At 68.1% G+C, this 14,740-nt stretch carries 15 protein-coding genes and 2 riboswitches; of the genes, 9 read left to right on the top strand and 6 right to left on the bottom strand.

The features are described 5' to 3' along the window. The first annotated feature begins 7 nt into the window (after positions 1 to 7). A complete protein-coding gene (locus tag ADE01S_RS26135) occupies positions 8 to 505 on the top strand; it encodes a transporter suffix domain-containing protein (protein WP_062684663.1) in 498 nt (165 codons plus the stop codon). A gap of 13 nt (positions 506 to 518) precedes the next feature. Here the strand turns inward: ADE01S_RS26135 and ADE01S_RS26140 are convergent, their stop codons facing one another. Genes ADE01S_RS26140 through ADE01S_RS26155 form a run of 4 tightly spaced genes read right to left on the bottom strand, consistent with a single transcriptional unit; the run spans position 519 to position 3,392 of the window. Next, positions 519 to 1,424: a LysR family transcriptional regulator gene (locus ADE01S_RS26140; protein ID WP_062684664.1), complete on the bottom strand. Its 906-nt coding sequence runs from the start codon at positions 1,422 to 1,424 to the stop codon at positions 519 to 521. A gap of 6 nt (positions 1,425 to 1,430) precedes the next feature. Continuing rightward, complete coding sequence (locus tag ADE01S_RS26145) at positions 1,431 to 1,829, bottom strand: PaaI family thioesterase (RefSeq protein ID WP_062684666.1); 399 nt, start codon at positions 1,827 to 1,829, stop codon at positions 1,431 to 1,433. After that, positions 1,826 to 2,278, bottom strand: coding sequence for a VOC family protein (locus ADE01S_RS26150; protein WP_062684668.1), 453 nt, complete (start codon positions 2,276 to 2,278; stop codon positions 1,826 to 1,828). The genes ADE01S_RS26145 and ADE01S_RS26150 overlap by 4 nt, the downstream gene beginning before the upstream one ends. A gap of 4 nt (positions 2,279 to 2,282) precedes the next feature. After that, a complete protein-coding gene (locus ADE01S_RS26155; RefSeq protein ID WP_062684669.1) occupies positions 2,283 to 3,392 on the bottom strand; it encodes a CaiB/BaiF CoA transferase family protein in 1,110 nt (369 codons plus the stop codon). Positions 3,393 to 3,567: 175 nt separating this feature from the next. Here ADE01S_RS26155 and ADE01S_RS26160 point away from each other — a divergent pair, with 175 nt between their 5' ends. The 4 genes from ADE01S_RS26160 (at position 3,568) to nadB (ending at position 8,197) form a co-directional block, all read left to right on the top strand. After that, positions 3,568 to 4,536: a Bug family tripartite tricarboxylate transporter substrate binding protein gene (locus ADE01S_RS26160; protein ID WP_075873400.1), complete on the top strand. Its 969-nt coding sequence runs from the start codon at positions 3,568 to 3,570 to the stop codon at positions 4,534 to 4,536. Next, positions 4,529 to 5,350: a 2-keto-4-pentenoate hydratase gene (locus ADE01S_RS26165; RefSeq protein ID WP_131828744.1), complete on the top strand. Its 822-nt coding sequence runs from the start codon at positions 4,529 to 4,531 to the stop codon at positions 5,348 to 5,350. The genes ADE01S_RS26160 and ADE01S_RS26165 overlap by 8 nt, the downstream gene beginning before the upstream one ends. A 137-nt stretch (positions 5,351 to 5,487) precedes the next feature. After that, positions 5,488 to 6,627: a quinolinate synthase NadA gene (gene nadA, locus ADE01S_RS26170; protein ID WP_062684674.1), complete on the top strand. Its 1,140-nt coding sequence runs from the start codon at positions 5,488 to 5,490 to the stop codon at positions 6,625 to 6,627. 28 nt (positions 6,628 to 6,655) lie between these two features. Next, positions 6,656 to 8,197, top strand: coding sequence for an L-aspartate oxidase (gene nadB / locus ADE01S_RS26175; RefSeq protein WP_062684676.1), 1,542 nt, complete (start codon positions 6,656 to 6,658; stop codon positions 8,195 to 8,197). Positions 8,198 to 8,204: 7 nt separating this feature from the next. Here nadB and ADE01S_RS26180 read toward each other — a convergent pair whose 3' ends face one another. After that, complete coding sequence (locus tag ADE01S_RS26180; RefSeq protein WP_062684677.1) at positions 8,205 to 9,059, bottom strand: helix-turn-helix domain-containing protein; 855 nt, start codon at positions 9,057 to 9,059, stop codon at positions 8,205 to 8,207. A 272-nt stretch (positions 9,060 to 9,331) separates the two neighbouring features. Between ADE01S_RS26180 and ADE01S_RS26185 the strand changes: the two genes are divergently transcribed. The 3 genes from ADE01S_RS26185 to ADE01S_RS26195 all read left to right on the top strand — a co-directional run bounded on the left by ADE01S_RS26185 (position 9,332) and on the right by ADE01S_RS26195 (position 12,372). After that, a complete protein-coding gene (locus tag ADE01S_RS26185; protein WP_062684679.1) occupies positions 9,332 to 10,210 on the top strand; it encodes a fumarylacetoacetate hydrolase family protein in 879 nt (292 codons plus the stop codon). Then, entirely contained in the window at positions 10,207 to 10,989 is a 783-nt protein-coding gene (locus ADE01S_RS26190; protein WP_062684681.1) for an alpha/beta fold hydrolase, read from the top strand. Before ADE01S_RS26185 ends, ADE01S_RS26190 begins: the two co-directional genes overlap by 4 nt. 66 nt (positions 10,990 to 11,055) lie before the next feature. Further along, entirely contained in the window at positions 11,056 to 12,372 is a 1,317-nt protein-coding gene (locus ADE01S_RS26195) for a metal-dependent hydrolase family protein (protein WP_062684683.1), read from the top strand. 14 nt (positions 12,373 to 12,386) lie between these two features. Here the strand turns inward: ADE01S_RS26195 and ADE01S_RS26200 are convergent, their stop codons facing one another. Continuing rightward, complete coding sequence (locus ADE01S_RS26200; RefSeq protein WP_062684684.1) at positions 12,387 to 13,619, bottom strand: D-amino acid dehydrogenase; 1,233 nt, start codon at positions 13,617 to 13,619, stop codon at positions 12,387 to 12,389. A 45-nt stretch (positions 13,620 to 13,664) separates the two neighbouring features. Further along, a riboswitch (glycine riboswitch) is annotated at positions 13,665 to 13,756 on the bottom strand. A gap of 1 nt (position 13,757) precedes the next feature. Further along, positions 13,758 to 13,848: riboswitch (glycine riboswitch) on the bottom strand. Positions 13,849 to 14,096: 248 nt separating this feature from the next. Here ADE01S_RS26200 and ADE01S_RS26205 point away from each other — a divergent pair. Continuing rightward, a partial coding sequence (locus ADE01S_RS26205) for a DUF2242 domain-containing protein (protein ID WP_062684686.1) occupies positions 14,097 to 14,740 on the top strand: 644 nt, incomplete at its 3' end.

Raw genomic sequence — 14,740 nt, forward strand, 5'->3', positions numbered from 1 at the left:
GTCAGCCATGTCATCGCCAGACAATACGACCCAACCCGCGCCTTCGGCAGGATGGCGCTTCAAATGCGGGATAGGACTCTTCATCCTCGCCTTCGCGCTGTGGTTCCTGATTCCGATCGCGGCCGCCCTCGACGTGCCCGGTCCGCGCATCGCGGCGCTGACGGGCACCATCTTCATCGCCAACAAAGTGCTGCTGCTGAGCTGCGTCGCGGTCATGGGCAAGGAAGGCTTCCAGCGGCTCAAGGGCATCGTCTTCGGGCAGGCCAAGCGCCTGGCGCCCGTGCAGAAAGTGGGCCCGGCCCGCCACGTCATCGGCCTGATCATGTTCTTCATCCCCATCCTGACCGCCATGCTGGAGCCCTACATCGACGAGATGTGGCCGGGCCTGCGGCCCGACAAGTGGCAGTTCCAGGTGCTGGGGGACATCATGCTGATCGCGAGCTTCTTCGTGCTGGGCGGCGATTTCTGGAGCAAGCTGCGGGCGCTGTTCGTGCGCTCGGTGTAGGGGCGCGCTCGCGCTATGCGTGAGGCCGGATGTGCTTCGGGACCAACTCCAGCATGGACGCAATCTGCGGGCCGTTGGTTCCCAGCGCATACATGCATTGCACGTGCGAGGCGATTTCCGTGACGATGGGGCGGAACGCCACGCCGTTGGTGCCCGTGCGCGACAGGCATTCGGGCACCACCGCGATGCCCATTCCGGTCGAGACGAAAGACACCGCGGTGAGCCACTGGGCCACCTGGTGCTCGATGCGCGGCACGAAGCCGGCCTCCGAACAGATCGACAGGATCGTGTCGAAATAGAAGGGAGACGATTCCCGGTTGAAGATAATGAAGTTCTCGTCCCGGAACAGATCTATCCGGACCGGGCCTTCCGGCACGCGATACGACGACGGGATGCACACCAGGAACCGTTCGCGGAACAGATTGATGCAGCCAATGCGCGGGCTGTCGTGCTGGACCAGGGAATGCGCGAACCCCATGTCCAGGTCGCCGTGGAGGATGCTGTCGCGCTGGCGGATGGTCGACATCTCGTGCAGCGACACCTGGACGTCCGGATGGGCTTCGCGGAACGCCTGCATCAGCGATCCCAGCCCACGGTAGATCATCGACGCATGGAAGCCGACGTTCAGGCGCCGCCGCAAGGCGCCATCGAAGCCCCGCATTTCGTCAAAGGACTGGGATGCCTGCGCGAGCAGGTGCCGCACGCGGAAATGAAAGGCCCGTCCGGCATCGGAAAGCTCCACGTTGCGGCTATTGCGCACGATCAGCTTCTGGCCTAGGAACGATTCCAGCTGCTGGATCGCGACGCTGAACGGCGGCTGGGAAACGTTGCAGCGCGCGGCTGCCTTGCTGAAGCTCAATTCTTCCGCCAGTGCGACGAAGTACCGGAGGTGGCGCAGTTCTATGGCTTCCTTGTGCATGGCGTATCAGGTCCGGGTCAGCATGAAAACGCCATTCGCGATGGCGACCTTCGCTCCTTCGGAATCATAGACCACGCCGCTGGCGAAGCAGGTCCGCCCGCCCCGGTAGTCGCTTTGGCATTCGGCGAGCAGCGTCGAGCGCGCGGGCCTCAGGAACTTGGTGGACAGGTCCAGGGTCGCCACCCGCCAATGCAATGGATCGTGCGCCCGCGCGGCCGCGGCCAGCGTGAAGTCGAGCAGGGCCATGATGGCCGGCCCGCTGATGGTGCCCGCGGCATTCAGGAAGCGCTCGGACCAGGGCAAGATCGCCGCGGCCGTATCTTCCGACATCGCCTGGGCCTTGAGATCGAACAGCTCCGCCACGGGAGCCCGGATCCCGAAGAACGTACCGTCGTCCAGGTTCATGATGGTGCGTAGCCGTAGTATTCCAGGACCTCGGGCGGTCGCTGCGGGCCGGGTTCGAAAATCTCCAGCAGGACACGGTCGGGCGCTTCCAGCATGAAGTAGCCCCCACCGTGCGATTCGCGTATGCCCTTCGGGATGTCCAGGCCGGCCAGGACCATCCGCTCATACAGGTCCCGCAAGCCGGCGACCTGTATGCCCAGGTGGTGGACGGCGTTGCGCGGCGCGGGATCGATCTGTTTTTCGTAGAGATGCATGGCACCCACGCCGATCTTCATGAAGACGTTCCGGGTGCCGGCGAAAGCGCCGTCCCAAGCGACCTCGGCCTCGAACCAGCGCCGATAGAACGCGACCGTCGCGTCGATGTCGGCGCAGATCACGTGAGGGTGGTGCAGATGGTAGCGCCTGGACGAGCCGTAGGCGTAGCGCAGAGGTTCCGGGGTGTCCGTCATGGGATCAGCTTCCTGGAAAAACGGGGGGAGGGCAGCGGTACGTGGGCGGCGTGTCGGACAGGCGGATCGGCGAGGCGATCCCCCGGTAGCCAGGCTCCAGGTCGACCAGCAGCCCCATGTGGCGGGTCTGGGGATCTTCCAGCACGTCCCGCACATTGCCGATGATCGCCGCCGGCACGCCGTCGCGCGCAAGGCGGCCGACCAGCTCGCGGCCATCGACGGGCAGCAGCGCGCTTTCCAGAACGGGTCGCAGCGACTGCCGGTGGACGGACCTTGCCGGGTTGGTGGCGTAGCGAGGGTCCAGCGGCAACGCGTCCAAGTCCAGGTGCCGGCAGAGTGTGCGGAACTGCGCGTCGTTGCCGATGGCCAGGTAGATGCTGGCCGACGACGTCTCGAAGCTGTCGTAAGGATAGATGTTCGGGTGGGCATTGCCGGTGGGCGCTGGGCAGGCGCCCGTGCCCAGGAAGTTGGACGCATGCGGATGCAGCATCGAAATCGCATTGGCGTACAGCGTCGTTTCGACAGACTGCCCGCGTCCGGTGATTTCACGCGCTCTCAAGGCCAGTAGCACTCCGATGGCGGCGTTCAAGCCGGTCGTCATGTCGACCACGGGGAGCCCGACCCGCAGCGGACCGGATTCGGCGCTGCCGTTCACGCTCATCAGGCCGCACTGGGCCTGGATCGCTGTGTCGTAGGCCGGCAGGCCGCCGTACGGGCCATCGGGCCCGAATCCGGAGACGCGGCAATGGACCAGGCGCGGGTGCCTGGCGACGAACTCATCCGCCTGCCAACCCCATTTGCGCAGCGTCGAAGGCTTGAAGTTCTCGATCAGCACGTCGGCTTCCGCAAGCATTTCCATGAAGCGCTCCCGATCGGCGACGCGCTGCAGGTCGAGGACGATGCTGCGTTTGTTGCGGTTGGCGCCCGCGAAGTACGCCGCGTTGGGGCCGAGGTCGGGTGGTCCCCATTGCCGCGTGTCGTCGCCGGAAGGTCCTTCGACCTTGATGACGTCGGCCCCATGATCGCCGAGGATCTGCCCGCAGTAGGGGCCTCCCAGCACACGTGAAGCGTCGATGACCTTGATGCCGGTCAGCGCTCCGAAGCGCAAATCCATATTTGTCCCTGTCCGTAGTAGGTCTTCAATCGAGACGCCCGATTGCTCTGCAGAATTCTAGGAGCGCCGTCCTGGCGTTCGATACGAACTGCGTATCGCCGCATTCGAAGATCGAATCATTGGTGAATCTGCGCCTGCCTAGAATGCATCACCACTCTTGGTGAGGAGACAAAAAATGAAAATGAGGCTCATGGCCTTGCTGTGTTGCACCGCCGGCTTCGTCGCCCCTGCCGCCCATGCCGATACCGGATATCCGGCGCGCGCCGTGACCTTCGTGGTCCCTTATCCTCCGGGCGGCCCGGCCGACCTGCTGGCGCGCTCCGTGGCCCAGAAAATGGGCGAACTCGCGGGCCAGGCGGTGATCGTCGAGAATCGGGCGGGCGCCAGCGGCAACATCGCGGGGGACTATGTGGCCCGGGCGCCCAAGGACGGATACACCTTGATGTTCGGCTCATCGCCGGTGCTGGTCATCAATCCGGGGCTGTACCGCAATCTCAAGTTCGATCCGTTGAAAGACTTCGAGCCCATCGCGGATTTCGGCAGCTTGCCCAACGCGGTGCTGGTCAACCAGAGCCTGCCTGTGTCGTCGGTGCAGGAACTGACCTCCTATAGCCGCGAGCACAATGCCACCTATGCGTCGGCGGGCAGCGGTGGCACGACTCACCTGGCCGGCCTGCTGTTCGCGAAGTCCTCCGGCGTTTCGCTGACCCACATTCCGTACAAAGGCTCGGCGCCCGCTCTGCAGGCGCTGCTGGGCAATCAGGTCACGATGACGTTCACGGATGTCTATACGGCGTTTCCGTATATCCAGGCGCACAAGCTGAAGGTGCTGGGCGTGACCTCGGCGGCGCGCTCGGATCTGCTGCCCGACGTGAAGACGCTGCGGGAACAGGGCATGCCAGACATGGACGTGAATGTCTTCTTTGCGCTGGTGGCGCCCAAGGGCATTCCCGAAGCCGCGCGCGCCCGGTTGGAGGCATTGTCGCGCGAGGTGCTGGCGGACAAGGCCATCCGTTCGCAATTCGAGGCTCGCGGATTGCTGCTGCCGGAGGATCCGTCAGGCGCTGCGTTAGGCAGGAAAATGGCCGCCGAGACCATGTCCTGGAAGAAGCTGATTCAGGAAACGGGTGCGGCAATTGACTGAGCAGGCCCATCCTCCGGGTCCGGAATCGCCGGATGAACCGGCACGGCGCCGCGAGTTCGTGCAGACGCTTGCGCGGGCCAGGCGCCTCGGCCATCAGGTGGAAGGCGTCGAAGCGATCTACGCCATCGACGACGAGGAAGACGCCTTCAGGCTGATGTTGGAGATTGCCCAGGCGGTGGGCTGGGAAAGACAGGGCTGGAAGATCGCCGCGACAAATCCTGCGTTGCAGCAAAAACTGCGCACGCAAGGACCCGTATGCGGCGCCACGTTCCGTCGTTTCCATCTGCGGGCGCCGGCTGTCCTGCGCCGCGATGAGTTGCTGGATCCAGTCATCGAGTGCGAGTTCTTTTTCACGCTGGGCGCGTCCTTGCCGCCCCGCGCCGCTGCGTATGCCGAAGACGAGGTGGCGCGGGCCATTGCCGCGGTGCATGCCGGGATCGAGGTGGCGGAATGCCGCTATCCGCGCAAGGCCTTGCCCGCGGCGTGGTACGTGTACGCTGACGGGTTTGCGTCGGGCCGCTACATACAAGGTCCGGAGCTGTCCGACTGGCGCGTCAGCCTGGACCAGGGGATCGACGTCACGTTGCGGCGCAACGGCCAAAGGCTGGGGCAGGGGAGTTCGCATGATGTCATGGGGCATCCTATCCGCTCGGTCCACTGGCTGGTCAATCGCTTGCGGGCTGCCCAAGTGCCTTTGAGGGCAGGCGACGTGGTCAGTTCTGGGTCCTGCAACATCCTGGCGGCGGCAAGGGCGGGGGATCGATACACGGCGGAGTTCGGCGGGGTGGGAACCGTTGTGCTCGACGTAGTGTGACGAGGCGTGGGCTGCGGCGGAATGGTCGCCACCCGTGTCCAAAAAAGGGTTGACACGATTTATGCTCATCACTAGCATAAATCGTGCCCTTTTTTTTGGCCAATAAATGCTCAAAATGAGCATATAAGGAGACAGCCATGCAAGCCCGCCAGCCCCGGTCCATCGAATTCGACCTGCCCGCCACCGCGGGCTGCCCAAGCGCCGTCGGCCATGCCTGGGCGCGCGTGCCGGAGCCGCTGCCGGCCGGCGAACAGGCCGCCGCGGCCGATCGGGCGCGGGCGCTGCTCGAACGGGAGGGCGCGGCGCTGGTGGCGCACTACTATGTGGATGCGGCGCTCCAGGAGCTGGCCGAACAGACCGGCGGCTGCGTCGGCGATTCCCTGGAAATGGCCCGCTTCGGGCGGGACCATCCGGCGCGCACCCTGGTCGTGGCCGGAGTGCGCTTCATGGGCGAAACGGCCAAGATCCTCAGCCCCGGCAAGCGCATCCTGATGCCCGACCTGGACGCCACCTGTTCGCTGGACCTGGGCTGCCCGGCCGAGGAATTCGCCGCCTGGTGCGATGCCCATCCCGACCGGACGGTGGTGGTCTACGCCAACACCAGCGCGGCCGTGAAGGCGCGCGCGGACTGGGTCGTCACCTCGTCCATCGCCCTGGACGTGATCGCCGAGCTGCATGCGCGCGGCGAAAAAATCCTGTGGGCGCCCGACCGCCACCTGGGCGACTACGTCCAGCGCCAGACCGGCGCCGACATGCTGCTGTGGCAGGGCTCCTGCGTCGTGCACGACGAATTCAAGGGCACGGAACTGGAGCTGATGCGCGCCGAGCATCCGCGGGCCAGGGTGCTGGCCCATCCCGAGTCGCCCGCGGCCGTGCTGGCGCAGGCGGACGTGGTCGGTTCGACCACCCAGCTGATCGACGCCGCGCGCAAGCTGGACACCCAGGTTCTGATCGTGGCGACCGACCAGGGCATCCTGCACAAGATGCGGGCGCAGGCGCCGGGCAAGACCTTCCTGGCCGCGCCCACCGCGGGCGACAGCGCCACCTGCAAGAGCTGCGCGCACTGCCCGTGGATGGCCATGAACGCCGTGTCCAACCTGGCGGACGCGCTCGAAGGCGGCCGCCACGAGATCCGCCTGGACCCCGCGCTGGGCCTGCGCGCCAAGGCCCCGATCGACCGCATGCTGGACTTCGCCGAATGGCGCAAACGCCGCGTGCAGGCCAGCGGGGACCTGGCCCGCGACACCGCGCTGTTCGCGCGCGTCGGCCCGGCGTAGCGCGCCGCATTCATCGGAGACCCGGCGCATGGAATTCGACGTCATCATCATCGGCAGCGGCCTGGCCGGCCTGGCCGCAGCGCTGGAACTGGCGCCGCGGCGCCGCGTGGCCCTCGTGTCCAAGGGCGCGCTGGCCGACAGCGCCAGCAATCGCGCGCAAGGCGGCATCGCCGCGCCGCTGGCCGCGGGCGACAGCGTGGACGCGCACGTGCGCGACACGCTGGCGGCCGGCGCGGGGCTGTGCGATTTGCCCGCCACGCGCGAGATCATCTCCCGGGCCGGCGGCGCCATCGCCTGGCTGCGCGGGCAGGGCGTCGCGTTCACCGCGGAGCGCGAAGGCCTGCATCTCACTCGCGAAGGCGGCCATGGGCAGCGCCGCATCGCGCATGCGGCGGATGCGACCGGCCGCGCCATCGTGGCCGCGCTGGGCAGCCGCGCCCGCGGGCAGGGCGGCATCACGCTGCTGGAGCATCACTGCGCCGTGGACCTGCTGCTGGCGGGCGAGCCGGGCAGCGCCGTAGCGGCCTGCCGCGGGGCGCGGCTGCTGGACCTGCGGGCGGGAACCGTGTTCGACGCCATCGCGCCGCACGTCGTGCTCGCCACCGGCGGCGCCGGCCAGGTGTACCGCACCACGACCGCGCCGCCCGCCGCGACCGGCGACGGCATCGCCATGGCGTGGCGGGCGGGATGCCGGGTCGCCAACATGGAGTTCACGCAGTTCCATCCCACGGGCCTGCACCATCCGCAAGCCGAAGGCTTCCTCATTTCCGAGGCGGTGCGCGGCGAGGGCGGCGTGCTGCGCCTGCCCGGCGGCGAGCGCTTCATGCCGGCGCACGATCCGCGGGCCGAGCTGGCGCCGCGCGACATCGTGGCCCGCGCCATCCAGGCCGAGATGGAACGCCATGGCCTGGACTGCGTCCACCTCGACGTCAGCCACCAGCCGCGGGAATTCCTGCTGGCGCACTTTCCGACCATCCATGCGCGCTGCCTCGCGCTGGGCATCGACATTGCGTCCATGCCCATCCCCGTCGCGCCCGCCGCGCACTACACCTGCGGCGGCGTGGTGGCCGACGTGGCCGGCCGCAGCGGCCTGGCGGGGCTCTACGTGATCGGCGAGGCCGCGTGCACCGGCCTGCACGGCGCGAACCGGCTGGCCAGCAATTCGCTATTGGAGTGCGTGGTTACCGGCAGGGCGGCGGCGCAGGACATCCTGCAGCATGCCGCAAGGCGCGGGCCGCAAGCGGGCCCGGCACAGACCGAGGCCTTGACGATGGCCGCGCGGCCGTCGCCCGACCTGGCGCGGTTGCGGCGGGAGCTGCGCGAGCGGATGAGCCGCGACGTGGGCGTCGTGCGCAGCGACGCCGCGCTGCATCGCGCGGCCGCTTTCGTCGGCCCGCTGCGCGCCGGGCTGGATGCGAGGCTGCGCGGCGAGGGCCTGAGCCTGGAACTGCTGGAGCTGCGCAACCTGGCGCTGGTGGCCGAGCTGATCGTGCGCGGCGCGAGCGCGCGCCGCGAAAGCCGCGGGGCGCATTTCAACCGCGATCTGCCGGCGGTCCGCGCAACCGCCTAGGGCCGGTTCAACAGACGCCGGTCAGCAGATGCTGCGGCGGGCCGCCAGCGGCCCGCCGGAAACGCGAGGGCGACACGCCCATGTGTTCGCGGAAAAAGCGGGAGAAGTTGCCGGGCGTGGAAAAGCCCAGGTCCAGCGCCACCGAGGTCAGGGGCTGCTCCTGGTGCACCAGCAGGCGCACCGCTTCTTCGACCCGCACGGCGCTCCAGAACACCTGCGGCGTGGTGTTGAGCTGGTCGCGGAAGAGCGCGAAGAAATGCCCGCGCGACAGGCCCACGCGGCTGGCGACGTCTTCCACCGCTATCGGTTCGTGGACGTGCTCGCGCATGTAGGCGATGGCGGCGCGCAGCCGGCGATCCAGCGCAGGCGCCGCCGACACCGGGCCGCGCGCGCGCTCAGGCCCCGTGGACGATTCGATCGCGGCCAGCAGCAGCGCTTCGACCTCCGCGTCGAGGTCCGCGCCCGGATGCTCGTGAGGGGCGACGATCTTGTCCAGCAGGCGCCAGCAGCTTTGCCGCACGGCGGCGTCGATGGGAACGCCGGGCGCCGCGAAATGAAAGGGGCGCCCGGTGGCCGCCCGCCGCTCGTCCAGCCAGGGCTTGGCGATGTAGAGCACCAGGAAGATCGCCGGGCCCGAGCGTTCGAGCAAGCGGGCATCGTGCGATTCGTAGGTGTTGGTTCCCAGCGCCAGGTGTTCGCTGTAGGGGACCAGGGTCTGGCCGACGTGGCCTTCCACGCGCGAGCCGCCCAGCCAGAGGGCGAGCTGCACTTCCGCGTGCGCATGCGCGATCAGGTCGTCGCGTAGCTCCAGCACGACGGCGCGGCCGAACGCGCCTTCGTGCAAGGCATAGGTCTCCTGCATCTCTGTCTCCTGTTTTTTTCTGCCCCCGGTCGCGCCAGCGAGCTTGCCGGGGGCGGTGCCGCCGTCGCGCGGGCGCGGCGCCTGCGAGAATTTTATGGGCGTTTGCGCGCGATTTCGGCGTAGGTGTATTCACCTAGCACAAGATCTGACTCTGCGATAAGTCCGCGCACCCCGAGATAAGCGCGTCGCCGCCGGCCCCGATAAAGTCCCCAGCACCTACCGGCGAGCCGCGGGCCGTCGGGGGATTGTTCAGGTGGAAGAAGGAGACGGCAGTGCGCATTGCTAGTTTTATGGTGAACGGCAGCCAGGAGGTCGGCCTGGTGTCCGCCGACGGCGCGACGGTGGCGCCCCTGGCGTTCGACGCGGCGCGCAAGCGCCTGGGCGCCCAGGCGGTGATCGATCTGCTTGCGGCGGGCGGCAGCCTGCCCGAAGCGGGGGCGGCATTGCCGCTAGACCAGGTGAGGTTGCTGGCGCCGCTGCCCAGGCCGCGCCGCAATCTGTGGTGCGTGGGGCGCAACTATCACGCCCATGCGAAGGAACTCTCGGCCTCGGTCTTCAAGGACAACGATGCGAATCCGGAATCCTGGCCCATCGTTTTCACCAAGGTGCCCGAATGCGTGGTGGGGCCGCGTGCCGACGTGAAGCTGCCCGTCGGCGTTTCGGCGCAGATCGACTATGAAGCCGAGCTGGCGGTCGTGATCGGCAAGGGCGGCAAGAACATCGCCCGCGCCGATGCGCTCGCCCATGTCTTCGGCTACACGGCGCTCAACGACGTCACGGCGCGCGACGTGCAGATGCGCCACCAGCAATGGGACATGGGCAAGTCCTTCGATACCTTCTGCCCCATGGGCCCGTGGATCGCCACGGCCGACGAGTTCGACGGCACCCGCACGCGGGTGCGCTGCTGGGTCAACGGCGAACTGCGCCAGGACGGCCCCACGCAGAACATGATCTTCGATATCCCCAGCCTGATCGAAACCATCTCGCGCGGCATCACGCTGTATCCGGGCGACGTGATCGCCACCGGCACGCCCGCCGGCGTCGGCATGGGCATGCAGCCTCCCCGCTATCTCGCCGCGGGCGACGTGGTGCGCGTGGAGATCGACGGCCTGGGCGCGATCGAAAACACTTTTATCGAGGAGCAATCATGAGCACGAGCGACATCAACGGCCTGGCCGTGGAGATCGACGGCCAGGGGCCGGCCCTGTTGTGCATACACGGGCTGGGCGGCTCGTCCAATACCTGGACGCCCGTGATGGGCGCCTTCGAGGGCATGCGCGTCATCCGCCCGGACCTGCCGGGCAGCGCGCGCTCGCCGCTGGCGCGGGAGGCGCTGTCCATCGAAGCCTACGTCGACGCGCTGGCCGGCGTGCTGGCGGAACTGGAGGTCGACACGCTGCACATCGCCGCGCATTCGCTGGGCACCATCGTGGCCCAGCATTTCGCCGTGGCGCATCCCGCCCGGGTCAAGTCGCTCGCGCTCTTCGGGCCGCTGGCCGCGCCGCCGGATGCCGGGAGGGCCGGCATCCGGGCGCGCGCCGAACTGGCCCGCGGCGGCGACGCGGCGATGCAGGAAATCGCGGATGCCATCGTCAAGGGCGCGACCAGCGCCCAGACCAAGTCAGACCAGCCCGCGGTGCTGGCGCTGGTGCGCGAAAGCGTGATGCGGCAGCCGCCCGAGGGCTATGCGCAGAGCTGCGAGGCGCTGGCCGGCGCGCAACCCGCCGCCGTCGAGCGGCTGGACGTGCCGGCGCTGCTGGTGACGGGCGACCAGGACGGCGTGGCGCCGCCGGCCAATGTCGAGGCCCTGGCCGCCCGCATCGCCGGAAGCCGCCGGATCGTCGTCGCCGATTGCGGCCACTGGACGACCTACGAGAAGCCCCAGGCCTGCATCGAGGCCTTGCGCGAGTTTTACCCGGCGCTGCGCTAGCCGCCGCTTTCCCTGGCGTTTCAACATAAGAAATCGGCCCGCGGCGCGGGCTGAAGGAGACTTGTCATGTCCAGAATTGCCATTACCAACGTCACCATCTTCGATGGCAGCGGCGCGGCGCCCTTCAAAGGCGAGGTGCTGATCGAAGACACGCGCATCGTCGAGGTCGCGCGCGCTCCCCGGCAGGTAGGCAGGGAAGGGGCGCGCGCCATCGACGGCGCAGGCCGTTTCCTGATGCCCGGCATGACCGAGGCGCACACCCATTTTTCTTGGAACGACCAGCCCTCGCTCGCCGCGATCCAGTTCATGCCGCCCGAAGAGCACATCCTCTGGTGCGTGCGCGTGGCCAAGCGCTACCTGGAAATGGGCTGGACCTCGGCCATCGGCGCCGCGGCGGCAAAGCCGCGCCTGGACGTGGTGCTGCGCAACGCGATCAACGCCGGAGAGTGCCCGGGGCCACGCTACCTGGCGGGCAGCCAGGAAATCACCACGATCGGCGCGCTGGGCGACAACACGCTGCCGCACATGCCGTTCGACGAACTCAGCTTCGGCAGCGTGTGCAGCGGCCCCGAAGAGATCCGGCGCTCGGCGCGCACGTTCATCAAGTACGGCGTCGATCACCTGAAGATCAATCTGTCGGGCGAGTACATCGCGGGCCTGCCGGCCGAGATGTCGCCCTTCGCGGAAGACGAGATCGCCATGCTGGCCGGCGAGGCCAGGCGCTATGGCAAGCGCGTGGCGGCCCACGCGCGCTCCAGCGAATCGGTCAAGCAGTGCGTGCGCCACGGCATCGAAATGATCTATCACGCCAGCTTTGCCGACGACGAGGCGCTCGACATGCTGGAGGCCAACAAGGACAAGCATTTCGTCGCCCCGGGCATAGGCTGGCTGGTCAGGACCGCCTTCCACGCGTCCGAGTACGGCATCACGCCCGCCATCGCCGAAAAAATGGGCTACAAGCGCGAGCTGGAAATCGCCGCCGAGTCGCTGCGCAAGATGCGCGAGCGCGGCATCCGCATCCTGCCCGGAGGCGACTACGGCTTTGCCTGGATGCCCCACGGAACCAACGCCACCGACCTGCAGTACTTCGTCGACTACATCGGCATGACGCCGACCGAGGCGCTGGTGTCGGCCACCCGGCTGGGCGGCGAGATCATGCAGCGTCCGGACGAGATCGGCATGCTGCGTCCCGGCTATCTGGCGGACCTGGTCATGGTCGACGGAAATCCGCTGGAGGACCTGTCGCTGCTGGTCGACCCCAACCGGATCAGCCTCGTGATGAAGGACGGACAGATATGGAAGGACGCCTGCCCGCGCGCCGCGGACGGCATGGCGCAGCAGGCCGCCGGGCAGGGCGCGAGGGAGGCGGTCGCGGCGCATTGAGCGCCGCGCGGGCGTCAGGCCCCGGCCAGGGACGTCTGCACGCTGGCGGCCAGCAACTGCGCGGTCGCGGCCGACAGCGTCCAGCCCAGGTGTCCATGGCCGGTGTTGTAGAACACCCCCGGCCGCTTGCCGGGGCCGACCCTGGGCATCATGTTCGGCGTCATCGGGCGCAACCCGCACCACGGCACCACGCGCGAGGTGCGGATGCCGGGGAAGTGCTTGCGGGTCCAGTCCACCAGCGGCTGCACGCGTTCGGCGCGAATGTCCATGTTGAAGCCGTTGAACTCGGCCGTGCCGGCGACGCGGAACCGGTCGCCCAGCCGGCTGGTGACGATCTTGGCGGCTTCGTCGAGCAGGCTCACGCTGGGCGCCGAAGCGCGGCTGGCCTCGTCGTCCAGGTGCACGCTGATGGAATAGCCCTTGACCGGATAGATGTTGACCGTGTCGCCCAGGCGCTTGGCGAACTGCCGGCTGGCGGCGCCGGCGCAGATGACGACGGCGTCGGCGGACTCGCGCTGGCCCGGCTGCGCGCCGTCTGCGTCCGCGAGGTCCAGCAGGTAGCCGCCGCGCTCGGGGATGATGTCGCGGATGTCGGCGTCCTGCACGAAGCGCACGCCCCGGCGCGCGCAGGCGCGGGCCAGCCCGCTCGTGAATTTGTGGATGTCGCCGGTCGCGTCCGACGGGGTGTAGAAGCCGCCGTGGCAAGTGGTCTGCAGGGCCGGCTCGATGCTGCGGGCTTCCGCGGGCGTCACGGCGTAGCGTTCCAGCCCGCCCTCCTGCAGCAGCGCGTTGGCGCGGCGCGCGGTCTCGAAGCTGGCGGCGTCATGGTAGATGTGCAGGATGCCCCGGCGCTCCAGGTCGAAGTCGATGCCTTCTTCCTCGGCCATCGCGTACAGGTGCTGGCGCGCCTCGATGGCCAGGCGCGTGGTGTCGATGGTGTTCTGGCGGTAGTGGCGGATCTGGCCGATGAACTGCGCCAGCCAGGAATACTTGTGCCAGCTGAAACGGGGATTGAGCAGCAGCGGCGCGTCGTGGCGTCCGAGCCAGCGCAGGCCTTTCATGATGGTGGACACGCTGTTCCAGACTTCGGCGTTGCTGGCCGACAGCTGGCCGCCGTTGGCGTAGGACGTTTCCATGGCGGGATAGCGCTGGCGGTCGTAGACGGTGACGTCGTAACCCTGTTTGCTCAGGGCATAGGCAGACGTGACGCCGGTGATACCGGCGCCGATGATGGCGATGCGGGGCATGGTCGCTCCAAGGTCGAGTGGCCGCGGCCACCCGGCCGCAGCACCCCATCTGTCTCTGTACCTGAGAGCTTCACCCGCGGCGCGGATGGCGGCGGGTTCCCCTTCGGTGGGCGCGCAGGGCGCCTCTCTCCAGATTGTCTAGACCGCGCAGTCCTGTTTGCCTGAGAGTTTCCGGGGCGGTTGCTCCGTCGGCGCCTGCGGCGGGGCAGGTCTCTTCTGCGGGGTTTTGGATCGACCCGGGCAGGATAGCCAAAATCCCGGATTGTGGGACTAAGGGTTAATACCAGGGCTGGGGTGCCGGCGCAAAGGGGAAGTGTCCCCAAAATTCCCCTGTTACCTCTCCGTTGAACTGTACATTCCTCGTAAAAGCATCGCGCGGGGCGATGCGCTATAACCGACGTTTTACGCATTAGTGCCCCACGCGGGGCGGCGACCGGCAGCGTGCATGGCCGTGCCGCCGCCGGCAGGCCCCGATTCATGCCCCGTTTCATCCGCCGTACCCCTGTAGCGCTGCTCGTCGTCCTGACGGGCGTCCTGGCGGGATGTTCGTCCCCCAAGCCCGCGTTCGAGAAGGAAGACTTCGCCCAGAGCGATACCTATTCCCGGACTGTTTCCGCCGGCAGCGCCGCCGCCTGCGATGCCGGCCGCCGCGCTTTGCTGAGCCAGGGCTACAACATCGACCGCTTCGAGTCCGCCCGGGTCACGGGCCACAAGAACTTCCAGGCCGAAGACGGGCAGCACACGCAGATCAGCTTCAACATCGAATGCGCCGCCGACAGCGGCTCCAACGAGCGCGCGACGGTGTTCGCCAACGCCGTGCAGGACCGCTATTCGATCAAGCGCACCGCCAATTCGGCCAGCGTGGGCGTGAGCGTGCTGGGGCAGGTGTCCATGCCGTTCGGCGCCAGCGACGATTCGCTGGTCAAGACGGCCAGCCAGACGGTGGCCCGTCCGCAGTTCTACGACGGATTTTTCCAGTTGCTGCAGCGCTTCCTGCCGGATGCGCAGGCCGCCTCCGCGCCCCAGCCGGCGCCCGCGAGCCGCGCGAAGGCGCCGCCGCCCAAGCCGGCGCAGGCCGAGCCCGCCGCGTCGCCTGACGCGCCGGCCGATACCCTGAACCC

It is taken from the genome of Achromobacter denitrificans NBRC 15125, assembly GCF_001571365.1.
Lineage (GTDB): Bacteria > Pseudomonadota > Gammaproteobacteria > Burkholderiales > Burkholderiaceae_B > Achromobacter > Achromobacter denitrificans.

What these genes read in the sequence shown, in the direction of transcription:
- ADE01S_RS26150 (WP_062684668.1), bottom strand. Translation starts at nt 2,278, where the DNA reads ATGACGGACACCCCGGAACCTCTGCGCTACGCCTACGGCTCGTCCAGG.
- nadA (WP_062684674.1), top strand. Translation starts at nt 5,488, where the DNA reads ATGCAAGCCCGCCAGCCCCGGTCCATCGAATTCGACCTGCCCGCCACC.
- ADE01S_RS26160 (WP_075873400.1), top strand. Translation starts at nt 3,568, where the DNA reads ATGAAAATGAGGCTCATGGCCTTGCTGTGTTGCACCGCCGGCTTCGTC.
- ADE01S_RS26135 (WP_062684663.1), top strand. Translation starts at nt 8, where the DNA reads ATGTCATCGCCAGACAATACGACCCAACCCGCGCCTTCGGCAGGATGG.
- nadB (WP_062684676.1), top strand. Translation starts at nt 6,656, where the DNA reads ATGGAATTCGACGTCATCATCATCGGCAGCGGCCTGGCCGGCCTGGCC.
- ADE01S_RS26145 (WP_062684666.1), bottom strand. Translation starts at nt 1,829, where the DNA reads ATGAACCTGGACGACGGTACGTTCTTCGGGATCCGGGCTCCCGTGGCG.
- ADE01S_RS26180 (WP_062684677.1), bottom strand. Translation starts at nt 9,059, where the DNA reads ATGCAGGAGACCTATGCCTTGCACGAAGGCGCGTTCGGCCGCGCCGTC.
- ADE01S_RS26140 (WP_062684664.1), bottom strand. Translation starts at nt 1,424, where the DNA reads ATGCACAAGGAAGCCATAGAACTGCGCCACCTCCGGTACTTCGTCGCA.
- ADE01S_RS26190 (WP_062684681.1), top strand. Translation starts at nt 10,207, where the DNA reads ATGAGCACGAGCGACATCAACGGCCTGGCCGTGGAGATCGACGGCCAG.
- ADE01S_RS26200 (WP_062684684.1), bottom strand. Translation starts at nt 13,619, where the DNA reads ATGCCCCGCATCGCCATCATCGGCGCCGGTATCACCGGCGTCACGTCT.
- ADE01S_RS26155 (WP_062684669.1), bottom strand. Translation starts at nt 3,392, where the DNA reads ATGGATTTGCGCTTCGGAGCGCTGACCGGCATCAAGGTCATCGACGCT.
- ADE01S_RS26195 (WP_062684683.1), top strand. Translation starts at nt 11,056, where the DNA reads ATGTCCAGAATTGCCATTACCAACGTCACCATCTTCGATGGCAGCGGC.